The organism is Devosia insulae DS-56 (assembly GCF_000970465.2).
Lineage (GTDB): Bacteria > Pseudomonadota > Alphaproteobacteria > Rhizobiales > Devosiaceae > Devosia_A > Devosia_A insulae.
On the sequence record NZ_LAJE02000234.1, the window covers coordinates 1 to 10,200 of the forward strand.

The 10,200-nt window shown below is 66.2% G+C and carries 12 protein-coding genes; 11 read left to right on the forward strand and 1 reads right to left on the reverse strand.

The features are described 5' to 3' along the window. Nucleotides 1-121: 121 nt before the first annotated feature. Nucleotides 122-922: a shikimate dehydrogenase gene (locus tag VW23_RS16690; RefSeq protein WP_069910680.1), complete on the reverse strand. Its 801-nt coding sequence runs from the start codon at nucleotides 920-922 to the stop codon at nucleotides 122-124. A 165-nt stretch (nucleotides 923-1,087) separates the two neighbouring features. Here VW23_RS16690 and VW23_RS16695 point away from each other — a divergent pair, with 165 nt between their 5' ends. From VW23_RS16695 to VW23_RS16740, 11 genes are all read left to right on the forward strand, one after another. After that, nucleotides 1,088-1,765, forward strand: a complete 678-nt coding sequence (locus VW23_RS16695; RefSeq protein ID WP_069910681.1) for a TetR/AcrR family transcriptional regulator — start codon at nucleotides 1,088-1,090, stop codon at nucleotides 1,763-1,765. Nucleotides 1,766-1,846: 81 nt separating this feature from the next. Further along, on the forward strand, nucleotides 1,847-3,733 hold the full coding sequence (locus tag VW23_RS16700) for a bifunctional sugar phosphate isomerase/epimerase/4-hydroxyphenylpyruvate dioxygenase family protein (protein WP_069910682.1): 1,887 nt from the start codon (nucleotides 1,847-1,849) through the stop codon (nucleotides 3,731-3,733). A 164-nt stretch (nucleotides 3,734-3,897) separates the two neighbouring features. Further along, entirely contained in the window at nucleotides 3,898-4,098 is a 201-nt protein-coding gene (gene hemP / locus VW23_RS28310) for a hemin uptake protein HemP (protein WP_244513625.1), read from the forward strand. A gap of 9 nt (nucleotides 4,099-4,107) precedes the next feature. After that, the gene (locus VW23_RS16705; protein ID WP_069910683.1) at nucleotides 4,108-4,533 is read left to right on the forward strand and encodes a hypothetical protein; all 426 of its coding nucleotides are present in this window, start codon (nucleotides 4,108-4,110) and stop codon (nucleotides 4,531-4,533) included. Between the two features lie 11 nt (nucleotides 4,534-4,544). Further along, nucleotides 4,545-5,252, forward strand: a complete 708-nt coding sequence (gene tolQ / locus VW23_RS16710; protein WP_425285214.1) for a protein TolQ — start codon at nucleotides 4,545-4,547, stop codon at nucleotides 5,250-5,252. Next, nucleotides 5,249-5,683: an ExbD/TolR family protein gene (locus tag VW23_RS16715; RefSeq protein ID WP_069910685.1), complete on the forward strand. Its 435-nt coding sequence runs from the start codon at nucleotides 5,249-5,251 to the stop codon at nucleotides 5,681-5,683. The genes tolQ and VW23_RS16715 overlap by 4 nt, the downstream gene beginning before the upstream one ends. A gap of 1 nt (nucleotide 5,684) precedes the next feature. After that, nucleotides 5,685-6,833 (forward strand): energy transducer TonB family protein, encoded by a 1,149-nt coding sequence (locus VW23_RS16720; protein ID WP_069910686.1) that lies wholly within the window; start codon nucleotides 5,685-5,687, stop codon nucleotides 6,831-6,833. A 9-nt stretch (nucleotides 6,834-6,842) separates the two neighbouring features. Beyond that, nucleotides 6,843-7,634 carry a HugZ family pyridoxamine 5'-phosphate oxidase gene (locus VW23_RS16725; protein ID WP_069910687.1) on the forward strand — a complete coding sequence of 264 codons (792 nt, stop codon included), beginning with the start codon at nucleotides 6,843-6,845 and terminating at the stop codon, nucleotides 7,632-7,634. A gap of 88 nt (nucleotides 7,635-7,722) precedes the next feature. Further along, nucleotides 7,723-8,502 (forward strand): SDR family NAD(P)-dependent oxidoreductase, encoded by a 780-nt coding sequence (locus VW23_RS16730; RefSeq protein WP_069910688.1) that lies wholly within the window; start codon nucleotides 7,723-7,725, stop codon nucleotides 8,500-8,502. 8 nt (nucleotides 8,503-8,510) lie between these two features. Next, nucleotides 8,511-9,083, forward strand: coding sequence for an SDR family oxidoreductase (locus VW23_RS16735; RefSeq protein WP_069910689.1), 573 nt, complete (start codon nucleotides 8,511-8,513; stop codon nucleotides 9,081-9,083). Beyond that, a complete protein-coding gene (locus VW23_RS16740; protein WP_069910690.1) occupies nucleotides 9,067-10,065 on the forward strand; it encodes an aldose 1-epimerase in 999 nt (332 codons plus the stop codon). The genes VW23_RS16735 and VW23_RS16740 overlap by 17 nt, the downstream gene beginning before the upstream one ends. Nucleotides 10,066-10,200: the final 135 nt, after the last annotated feature.

Sequence of the window (10,200 nt, forward strand, 5' to 3'; positions counted from 1 at the left end):
AGCTAGAGCGTCGTGATATCGCCTTCGAAATCCCGGTAGCGCTCCCCGGCGCGCCACCCGATCACTGCGCTCAGACCGAGCATCGGCCCCCGCGAGACCGGCGCGAGAATGCCGACCACGGTCACCCTGCCGGCCCGCCCCCCAGCACCCCCGTATCGGCCGGGAAGTAGATGCTCTCGGCGACCCAGTGCGAGGCGCGCAGCAGTTCGCCTGGAAACGCCAGCCCCGGGTACTTGGCCATTCCCACCGGCGTGGTGTTGACCACTCCGCTGGCGCCCGCAAGCGCCAGCGCCGGATCGTCCGTTGCGTCGACCTCAGCGCCGAAGCGCTCGCTCAGCCGTTCGGCGAGGCCCCTGGCGCGACCGAGCTCTGTCTCGCACAGCGTCAATTTGCGCCCGCCCAGCGACAGCAACGCGTGCCCCACTGCCGCGCCGGCGCCCCCTGCCCCGAACTGCACGATGGCCTCCATCGACGCGCCAGCGAGTCCCTCGCGAAAGCTCTCGGCAAAGCCCCAGCTGTCGGTGTTATGGCCGGTGCGGCGGCCGGCCTCGAGCACAACGGTGTTCACAGCCCCGATCGCCGCGGCCTCCGGGGCAAGGTCGTCGAGCAGCGGCAGCACGGCCTGCTTGAACGGGTGGGTAACGTTGAGGCCGGCAAAGCCCAGCGCCTCGGCCAGCTCGATCATCGCCCCGAGATCGTGATCGGCCAGCCCCAGCGTGTCGAAGTCGATCAGTACATAAGTGTAGCCGAGCCCGATGCGCCGGCCTTCGAGCTCGTGCATGCGAGGCGTCTTGGAGGCCTGGATGCCGCGCCCCAGCAGTCCGACGAGGAATTGGCGACCATCCGCCGATTGTGCCTTGCGGCGCGTCGCGACCAGGTCGCCCAGTTGCCTCCGGGCCTCGTCGACAACGGCTGAAATCACTTTCGTCTCCACCAGCCGCCCGGGGCGCCGCCGCCCGGATCGGACGTCACACCCTTGTCATTCGGCCCGCCCCACCGATAATGGTCTGGCTACGTACGCGCAGTGATGTACGAACTGGTTAGTTTAGTCAATCTCTCCGTCGGGAGGGACGGAGGAGCTCCTTACATGGCGCCCAAGGCCGCAAAACCCGAGGCTCAGAGCGGGGTCCGCACCCAGGACCCTGAGGGGACGCGGCACAACATCATCGAAGTCGCCTCGGAGGAGTTCGCCCTCAACGGCCTGTCGGGCGCCCGAATCGACGAGATCGCGGCGCGCACCCGGTCGTCCAAGCGGATGATCTACTATTACTTCGGCGACAAGGAAGGCCTTTACCTGGCCGTGCTGGAGAACGCCTACCGCAAGGTCCGCGAGGGCGAGGCCAAGCTCGACATTGGCGGGCTCTCGCCACTCGATGCGCTGCGCCGGCTGGTGGAATTCACCTTCGAGCATCACCACAAGCATGAGGATTTCATCCGCATGGTGATGATCGAGAACATCCACCACGCCGAGTACCTGGAGAAATCCAAGGTCATCCGGCAGCTCAACGTCACCGCCATCGGGACCATCGAGACGCTCTATGAGCGCGGCGTGGCGGAAGGGCTGTTCCGCCCCGGGCTCGACCCGATCGAACTGCACTGGCAGATCAGTGCGCTGTGCTTCTTCAACGTGTCCAATCGAGCGACGTTCTCCAAGCTCTTCGGCCGCGACCTGAGCGCACCCAAGGTCCAGGCCGCATTGAAGCGCAACTCGGTCGACATGGTGCTGCGCTACATCGTTCGGCCGGAGAAGCTGCCCACCGAGTAGGGGCCGCCAGCGGCAACTTGACCATAACCCGATCAGTCTTTACCGATAATGTACGAACTAGTTCGTTTATTGGAGGAGACGATGCGGACCTCGATTGCCACGGTCTCGATCAGTGGCGAGCTCCCCGACAAGCTTGCCGCCATCGCGGCTGCCGGCTTTGACGGGGTCGAGATCTTCGAGAATGACTTCCTCGCCTTCGATGGCAGCCCCGCAGACGTCGGCCGGATGGTGCGCGACCACGGCCTCGACATCAGCCTGTTTCAGCCGTTCCGTGACTTCGAAGGTATGCCGCCATCGCACCGGCAACGCACCTTCGATCGCGCCGAGCGCAAGTTCGACATCATGCAGGAGCTCGGAACGGATCTGCTGCTGGTATGCTCCAATGTCTCGACCCTGGCGCTGGGCGGGATCGACCGGGCGGCCGACGACTTTCATGAGCTGGGGGAACGTGCCAGCAGGCGCGGGCTGCGCGTCGGCTATGAGGCATTGGCCTGGGGCAAGCACATCAATGACCACCGCGATGCCTGGGAAATCGTGCGGCGAGCCAACCATCCCAATATCGGCCTCGTGCTCGACAGCTTCCACAGCCTGTCCCGCCGCATCGAGATCAACTCGATCCGCTCGATCCCCAGGGAGAAGCTGTTCATCGTGCAACTGGCCGATGCGCCCCAGATCGACATGGACCTGCTGTACTGGAGCCGCCACTTCCGCAACATGCCCGGCGAAGGGGATCTGCCGGTGGCCGAGTTCACCGCGGCCGTGGTCGATACCGGCTATGACGGCTACTTCTCGCTGGAGATCTTCAACGATCAGTTTCGCGGCGGCTCTGCGCGATCGATCGCCGCAGACGGCCACCGCTCCCTCATTTACCTCGGCGATCGAGTGCGCCGCGCGACCGGGTCGGAGACGTTGCAGCTCGAGCCGATTCCCGACCGCATCGAGGTCAAGGGCGTCGCTTTTGTCGAATTTTCGGCCGATGCGGCCGATGCCCTCAACCTTGGCGCACTGCTGACCACGCTGGGCTTCACGAGGATCGCCGAGCACCGCTCCAAGCAGGTGACCCTCTACCAGCAGGGCGAGATCCGGATCATCATAAATACCGAGGGTTCCGGCTATGCGCACACCGCCTTCAAGTTGCAGGGAACGTCGGCCTATGCACTGGCCCTCGTCGTCGACGACGCCAGCGCGGCCATGGCGCGGGCGCTTGCCCTGGGCGCCGAGCAATTCCAGCAAGCGGTGGCGCCAGATGAACTCGAGATCCCGGCCATCCGCGGCATCGGCGGAAGCCTGCTCTATCTCGTCGATGGCACCAGCAAGCTGGGCCGGTTTCAGCAGATCGATTTCGAACCAGCCGGTCTCGATTTCGAGGAACTGCCGCGACCAGCCGGCCTCAACAGCATCGACCACCTGGCGCAAACCGTTCCCTACGACCAGATGCCGACCTGGCTGCTGTTCTACAGCTCGATCTTTCTGGCCGACAAAACCCCGATGGTGGATATCGTCGACCCTTCGGGGGTCGTCCGCAGCCAGGTGATCGAGAACAGCTCGGGGGCGCTCCGCATCACCATGAACGGCGCCGAAAACAGTGCGACCCTCGCGGGCCACTTCCTCGCCGACAAGCTCGGCTCGGCCATCCAGCACATCGCCTTTGCAACGAGCGACATCTTCGCCAGCGCCGCCGCCCTCGACAGCAACGGCTTCCGCTCGCTGCAGATCTCGCCGAACTACTACGACGACGTGGAAGCCCGCTTCGGCCTCGAGCCTGAGTTCACCGACCGGCTGCGCAAGCACAACATCCTCTACGACCGCGATGAGTGGGGCGAGTATCTGCAGCTCTACAGCACCACCTTCGGCCAAGGCTTTTTCTTCGAGGTGGTGGAGCGCCGTAGCTACCGCGGCTACGGCGCCGCCAACGCCATCTTCCGGATCGCCGCGCTGAAGAAGGCCATCCGTGGGCTTGCCAGCTAAGGCGGCCGGGTCATGGCGCCGCCGCTAGCCCGTTGCCCTTAGCACCGGAGCTCTCAAGCGTTCTCACCGGCCCCTTCCCCATGACCGGCGACATTGTGGCGCTTGCGCGTCAGTATAATTCTGATAATCACACTCATGTTTTAAACGGACGGCAGGCGGTCGGGGTGACCAGGGTGCGACTCGAGGACTTACAGGACATGACGGCGCTGCCGGAGACGACGGCGAAAACCGAGGCGCAGGCGAACCTGCCGAGCTTCACCACCGAGGAATTGTTCCACGGCGCCACCGAGATCGGCATCGCGCACCAGGGCCTCACCTACCGGCTGCGGATCACCCGGCAGGGCAAACTCGTCCTCAACAAATAGGAGCGCCCGATGCGCCTCACCCATGCATTGCTGCTGGCGACGCTGTGCGCCACGCCGACCCTGGCGCAGGACGCCCCGCCGCCCCCCAGCCTGGCGCTCGAGCTCAACGCGCTGACCCCGAGCGAAACCGGCTGTCGCGTCACCTTCCTTGCCACCAACACGCTCGGCACCGAGCTGACGCGCTCGGCCTTCGAGATTGCGCTGTTCGGCGCCGGCGGCGGCATCGAGCGGCTGGTGTCGCTGGATTTCAAGGCGATGCCGGAGGGCAAGACCCGGGTGCTGCAGTTCGATATCGGCGAACTCGGCTGCGACAAGGTGAGCCGGGTGCTGATCAATGACGTGGTGGCCTGCGAGGGCACCGGGCTCGACCCGAAAGTCTGCCTCGCTGGCCTCAGCACCGTGTCGCGCCTCGATGGGGTGGAGTTCGGCATCTGATGGAAACGGTGATCGAAGCGGTCGAGCCGGTTGCGGCGGCACACGATATGTCGATGTTCGCGCTGTTCATGCAGGCGGACTGGGTGGTGAAGTCGGTGATGCTGGGGCTGCTGTTCGCCTCGATCGCCTGCTGGGCGGTGATCTTCGCCAAGGCCGCCGCCTATGCCCGCGCCAGGCGTGAAATGAAGGCGTTCGACAAGATCTTCGCCTCAGGCGAGCCGCTGACGCAGATCTACGCCCGGGTAAAGGACCGCCCGCGCACCGGGCTCGGCGCGCTGTTCGCCGCGGCGATGGAAGAATGGAACGGCAGCCATGCCGACAATGCCGCCAATTCCGGCGGGCTGCAGGCGCGGCTCAGGATCGTGCTCGACACCACGGTGGCAGCCGAGAGCGAGAAGCTCGACCGCAGCCTGTCGCTCCTCGCGACGGTGGGAAGCGCCGCACCGTTCGTCGGGTTGTTCGGCACGGTGTGGGGCATCATGAACGCCTTCACCTCGATCGCCGCCGCCAAATCCACCAGCCTCGCGGTGGTGGCGCCGGGCATTGCCGAGGCGTTGTTTGCTACGGCGCTCGGGCTGCTCGCCGCCATTCCGGCGGTGATTGCCTACAATAAGCTTTCGGGGGATGCCGGGCGGCTGATCGGCCGGCTCGAGGCGTTTGCCGACCGGGTCTCGGTGCTGCTGTCGCGGCAGCTCGATGCACGGAGGCATGCCGGATGAGCATGTCGCTGCAGGGGGCGCGCGGGAAGCGCGGCCGACGTGGGGCGATCAGCGAGATCAACATGACGCCGCTGGTCGACGTGATGCTGGTGCTGCTGATCGTGTTCATGGTGACGGCGCCGCTGCTGACCTCAGGCGTGCCGATCGACCTGCCGCAGACCAACGCACCGGAAATGAAGGTCGAGGGATCGAAGCCGCTCACCATCTCGGTGACCCCAGAGGGCCAGGTCTATCTCGGCGAGGACGAGATCTCGCTCGAGACGCTGCTGAACTCGGTGGCGGCGGCAGCGGGCGACGCTGGCACGCAGCAGCGGCTCTACATCCGGGGCGATGCCACCGCCGATTATGGGCTGATCATGCAGGTGATGGGCGACCTCAGTCGCGCCGGCTATGCCCGCATCGGGCTGATCACCCAGCAGCGCGAACCGTAAGATGAAGAGGGCCGCCCTCGCTTCCGCCAGTATCCATATCGGCCTGATCGCCGGGGCGTTCGTGTTCCTGAACCTTGAACCTGCCGTCGACGAGACGGCGGCGGAATCGATGGCTGTCGAGATCATCTCGGTCGACACGGCGACAAGCAATCCGACCGAGGAGATCAGCGAAGCGACCGAAACGCTGGTCTCGGCGGGCGCCGAGGTCGAGGCAGAGGAAATACCCGAGGCCGAGGTGGTCGAGGTGGCGGAGGCCGAGCCGGCCAAGGCGGTCGAAACCGTGGCCGCGGCAGTCGAGGTGGCAGAGATCACGCCGGTCGAGAGTGAGGAGATCGCTTCGGCCGAAGTGTTGACCGCGGCGGCGGATCCGATCGCGCCGGTCGAAGCGGCGATACCGCAGATGGTGGATCGGGCGGCGACGGTGGTTGCCGACAGCGTCGCGCCATCGCAGTCCGATCCGCTCGAGGCGGTACGCACCGCGACCATAGCTCAGCTGACGCCGGAGCCGGCGATCCAGCAGATCCCGCCGGCGCTGGTGCAGCCGGTGAACGTGGTGCAGCCGCTGGAGACGGCAAGCCTTGCCCCGGTGGTGGAAGACGAGTTGCAGGTGGCGCCGATCCCCAAGCCGCGCATCGTCCGCAAGCCGGTCGAGGCCAAGGCCGAGCCAATCAAGGAAGCGCCGAAAGAGCAGCCCAGGGACAAGCCGGCTGAGAAGCCGAAGCAGGCCGAAAAGCCGGCGGAGAAAAAGCCGGAGAAGAAGAAGCCATCGCAGCAGGCGAGCCTCGGCAACGGCGGCAATGCCGAAGCGGACAGGGCGGCGAGCAAGAAATCGGCTGGCGGCGCCGGCAAGAAAAATGACGGCGGCAGCGCCGCGGCGAGCAAGTACCCCGGCCTGGTGCAGGCCAAGGTCACCCGCGCCGCCAAGTACCCCTCGAAGGCGCGGGGCGATGCCGGCGAAGCTTTGGTGAGCTTTACCGTCGGCGCCAGTGGTACAGTGACGAAAGTCGCGCTGGCCCGCAGTTCGGGGAATGCTGCGCTCGACACTGCCGCGCTGGCGGCCGTCGACCGCGCCGCGCCCTTCCCCCCGATTCCCGAGGCCGCGGGGCGATCGAGCTGGTCGTTCACCGTGCCGGTCTATTTCAAGAAGTGAGTCTTGCAGATGGATGAAAAGAAGGACGTGCTGATCGAGACCACCGCCGATGCGGTGCGCGAGGCCAAGACGCTGATCCGCTCGGCGCGCTCGGGTGCGATCGCAACGATCGAGCCGGGTACCGGTTGGCCGATCGCCACCCGCGTCGGGGTCTCGACCGATTATGACGGTGCGCCGATTATCCTGATTTCAAAGCTCGCCGCCCATACCGGCGCCCTGCTCGCCGATCCACGCTGCTCGCTGCTGATCGGCTATCCGGGCAAGGGCGATCCGCTGGCGCATGCCCGCGTCAGCATCGCCGCGGAAGCGCGCGAAGTGGAGCGCGACAGCGCGGAGCACCAGCGGCTCGACACGCGCTACCTGATCCACCAGCAGAAGGCCAAGCTCTATTCGAGCCTCGGCGACTTTCGGTACTTCCGGCTGGAGCCCAGGAGCGCCTCGTTCAATGCCGGGTTCGGGCGCGCCTATGCCCTGACCCGCGACAACCTCCTCAACGCCAACCCGGCCAATCCGGAACTGGCGGCAAGCGAGCCCGATGCCATCGAGCACATGAACGACGACCACGGCGAGGCGGTTGGGCTCTATGCCGAGCACTTCGCCAAGGCAGCGCCGGGCAAGTGGCGGCTGATCGGCGTCGATGCCGAAGGCATGGACCTCGCCGACGGCGACGACATCCGCCGCATCTGGTTCGAGAGTGAGCTGACCTCGTCCAAGGACATGCACATGACGCTGGTAAAGATGGCCGGCGAAGCCCGCCGGGCGCTCAACCGGCCGCTGAAGGACGCGAGGGTCGCGTCATGAGGTCTCGGTCCCCTTAGCCCAAAGCGCAATTGCCGCTCTGGGCGAGATATTATAATAGCACTGGTGCGGGGCTGGAGGAGTCGTGCCAATGCAGGTGGAGTTGAACGGGCGGGTGGCCCTGGTCACCGGCGCGGCGGGGGCGATCGGCCGCGCCATCGCACGACGGCTGAGCGACAATGGCGCCAGCGTCGTGGTCGCCGATATCAACCGTGAAGGGGCCGAGGCCTACGCCGCGACGCTCCCCGGTGCCATGGCGGCGACGATCGATATCTCGAGCCGCGATTCGGCCGAGGCCGGTGTGGCCGAGACCATCGCCCGCTATGGCAGGATCGACATCCTGGTCAACAATGCCGGGGTCAACAGCTTCGTCCATCGGGTGAACATCGATACGTTCCCGCTCGAGGAATGGGAGCGCATCACCCGCATCGACCTCGACGGGCTCTACCTGATGAGCCATGCGGCGCTGCAGCCGATGGTCAGGCAGGGGGAAGGCGGACGGATCATCAATATTGCCTCGGTGGTGGGGCTGGCGGCGATGCGGCTGCAGAGCCCGTTCGTTGCGGCCAAGGCCGGCATCATCCACATGACCCGCTCGATGGCGCTGGAACTGGGCCCGCAGGGCATCCTCACCAACGCCATCGCGCCGGGTTCGATCATGACCGAGGGAACGCGCTCGCTGTTCTACGGCGCCGACGGCAAGTTCGCCGGACGCACCGCGGAATTCATGCAGCATTTGCCGCTCGGACGCCCCGGCACGCCGGAGGAAATCGCCGAGGCGGTGCTGTTTCTGAGCTCGCCCGGCGCCGGCTACATCAACGGCCAGGTGCTGGCCGTCGATGGCGGCTGGACCGCCGGCTACATGATGTGAGGCGGCAGATGCGGATCGAACTCCAGAACACATTCGTCGAGTTGCGCGGCGAGCAGAACCCGGTCGCCAGTGCGGTGCTCGATGCGCTGAGGAGCAATGGCGCAACCGTTGGCGCAGTGGCGCCGGTGCCGGACATCCTGATCGTCTCGCTGCCGCTGCTGCCGGTTGCCGGTTACGATCCGGCGACGCAGCTGCAGTCGGCCATGGCCACAGGCGAGGCGATGTTCGCGCGCGGCAGCGGACGCGTGCTGTTTCTCGTCTCGGCCGCGGCGGGAATGCCGATGCGGCGGCATGCCGAGTTCTCGGTGGCGATGGCCGGGGTGCTGGCGACGGTGCGCACCATGGCGATGCAGCTCGGGCCGAAGGTGCTGGTCAACGCGCTTGGCGTCGGCGCCATCGGCGAAAAGGTGGTGGCAGGCGATGCCGCAATGCTCGGGCATGCCTCAGTGAAGCGGCCGGGCACGGTGGCCGAGGTTGCAGACACGGCGCTGTTCTTCTGCGACCCGCTCAACAGCTACACCACCGGTCAGATGCTGTCGGTCGACGGGGGATGGAGTGCCGGCTATGGCCGCAATTTCTGAGCATCTCGAACTGCGCGCCGGCCTGCTGGCAGTCGATCTCGCGCCTGATATCGGCGGCAGCATCGCGCGCTTCCGGATTGACGGCATCGACGTGATGCGGCCGCTCTCGGACGCTAACCGCGGCGCCGGCAACGTGCTGGGCGTCGCGTCGTTCCCGATGATCCCGTTCGCCAACCGGATCGGCAGCAATGCCTTCACTTTCGAAGGGCGGCGCAATGACTTTGCGGCCAACAACCCACCAGAAATCTATCACGTGCACGGCACCGCCTGGCATCGGCCATGGAGCGCCGAACAGGCCGGACCGGGCAGCGCAGTGCTGACGCTGGAGGTGGCCGACCCCTCATCCTATTCCTATCGCGCCGAGCAACGGTTCATCCTCACCGATACCGGGCTAGAGCTGATAACGCGGGTGAGCAATACCGGCGAACGCCGGATGCCGTTCGGCTTCGGGCATCACCCGTGGTTCGACCGGGATGCGGATACGACGCTGCAGTTCGGCGCCACGAGCTTTCACCTCAACGAGCCGGAAGGGATGATCGGGCAGCGGGTATCGCTGCCGCCGGAGGTGTCCTTCAACACGGCGGCGCCACTGCCGATCTACTGGCGCTGCAGCGACTATGGCGGCTGGGATGGCAGCGCGACGCTGCGCTTCCCGGGTCGCGGCGCCGGGATCACCATGAAGGGCGATACACCCTACAAGCATGTGATGTTCTACGCCGATCCGGCGCTGAACGTGTTCTGCGTCGAACCGCAGACCAACGCGTCGGGGGCATTCAACCGGCCGGAGGGGTTTGGTGACAGGGAGGATGGGGTGATCGTGCTGGCGCCCGGCGAGAGCACCGAGGGGACGCGGACGCGCGCGAAGCGGTGGAAGGAGCGCGAAGAGGGCGAGAGCAGCGGGCGAAAGAAGGATGAAGCGAGGGCCAAGGGGGGCGAGGAGCAGGGGAGGAGCGGGCGCAGCTCGGGCGACGGGCCACCGTAGGGCGGAGAGAGCCGGAAGGACACCGCGGGCAGCACCCGGCCAGAGGACGACGACGAGAGCGGGCCGCTGGCGAAGGCGGACAAAGACGGGAGGGGCGACGCGGAAGGCAACGCAAAGAGAGAGAAGGGGAGGGGG